This window comes from Finegoldia magna (genome assembly GCF_018371055.1).
Lineage (GTDB): Bacteria > Bacillota > Clostridia > Tissierellales > Peptoniphilaceae > Finegoldia > Finegoldia magna_I.
The window spans coordinates 1-1,195 of the sequence record NZ_JAGYZD010000355.1; the positions used below are offsets into that span (position 1 = coordinate 1).

Here is a 1,195-nt window from a genome sequence, read left to right on the forward strand (position 1 = left end):
GATAAAAAGGAAATGTGGAATAGAATTACGAGAACATTACAACAAGTCTAAAAAGGAGAAACAAATTATTCCACAGTGTACACCTGAAAAAGAAGAAGCCATCATGGATGCTTTGAGACACTTCAAAATGATTTGATAGAAAAAAATGGCAGCCTATGACTATCTGTATTTATGACATTCCTACTTGGTATTGGAACGGCGTTGTTGTATATCATTATGGTGTTCTGCTTATTTTGGGCGTTAGCTTCTTTTATTCAAGGAGAAGTCGGAATAGGTATTTCTGGATTGGTTGTTGGTTTCCTATTTAGTCCTTACGGACTTCCGATGGTAGGAGTAACTGTGATAGAGTTTATTGATTTGATAAATGATAAAAATAAAGCGGTTTGGATAAATTAGTATTTGTCAAGGAGGGAATATGGATTTTAGTAGGATGATTCCTGAATTATCAGTTTTTGATATTAATCTGACTAAAAAATTTTATAGTGAATTAGGATTTAAAATTGAATATGAACGTGCTGAAGATAAATTCGTTTTCATGTCTTTTCAAGATAGTCAGTTTATGTTCGAACAAATTCATGATGATGGTTGGAATATAGGTGAGCTAGTATATCCTTTAGGAAGAGGAATAAATTTTTCAATATCTGTCGATGATATTGAAGAACTGTATCAATTAGTGAATAATTTGAATATAGAATTATACAGAGAACTAACCAGAAACACATATCAAGTTAATGAAATAGAAGAAATGCAAATAGAGTTTTTAATTCAAGATCCCAATGGGTATTTGTTAAGATTTACTAATTAACAAATACCAGTTTGTCGAGCTAAATAAAACTGAATACCAAAGATACAAGACGATAGAAAGTAATAATTCTGTCGTCTTTTTAATTTTAAAGAAAGGAGATAAGTATGAAAAAATTATAGCAAATAAGATAAGAATCAAAAGAAATAAAAGATAAAATTGACCATACAGAAGAAAGGTTAAGGCAACTAAAAAATCAAGAAAAGAAGATATTGAAACAAGACATGGAGAAAAGAAGAAAAGAAAGAACTTGCATCGAGTATTGATTATCAAGTAGAATTATACTAAGAAGATTTGCACCAACTTAGTTGACACAACTAAGACAATATTTTTCCATTTGTGTAATGACCTATACGTTGAGAGAGGAGGTAAACTAAATTGATGAAAACACTT

2 protein-coding genes and 1 pseudogene are annotated in these 1,195 nt (G+C 30.1%); all 3 read left to right on the forward strand.

The window, feature by feature from the left end:
• Window positions 1-136, forward strand: a pseudogene (locus tag KHW44_RS10180) (23S rRNA methyltransferase); the annotation flags it as partial.
• 35 nt (window positions 137-171) lie between these two features.
• Window positions 172-396 (forward strand): CD1845 family protein, encoded by a 225-nt coding sequence (locus KHW44_RS09830; protein ID WP_304068955.1) that lies wholly within the window; start codon window positions 172-174, stop codon window positions 394-396.
• 19 nt (window positions 397-415) lie between these two features.
• Window positions 416-805 carry a VOC family protein gene (locus KHW44_RS09835; RefSeq protein WP_304068958.1) on the forward strand — a complete coding sequence of 130 codons (390 nt, stop codon included), beginning with the start codon at window positions 416-418 and terminating at the stop codon, window positions 803-805.
• Window positions 806-1,195 lie beyond the last annotated feature (390 nt).

Excerpts from the sequence above, each read along its gene's own strand:
- KHW44_RS09830 (WP_304068955.1), top strand. The coding sequence starts at position 172 with ATGACATTCCTACTTGGTATTGGAACGGCGTTGTTGTATATCATTATG.
- KHW44_RS09835 (WP_304068958.1), top strand. The coding sequence starts at position 416 with ATGGATTTTAGTAGGATGATTCCTGAATTATCAGTTTTTGATATTAAT.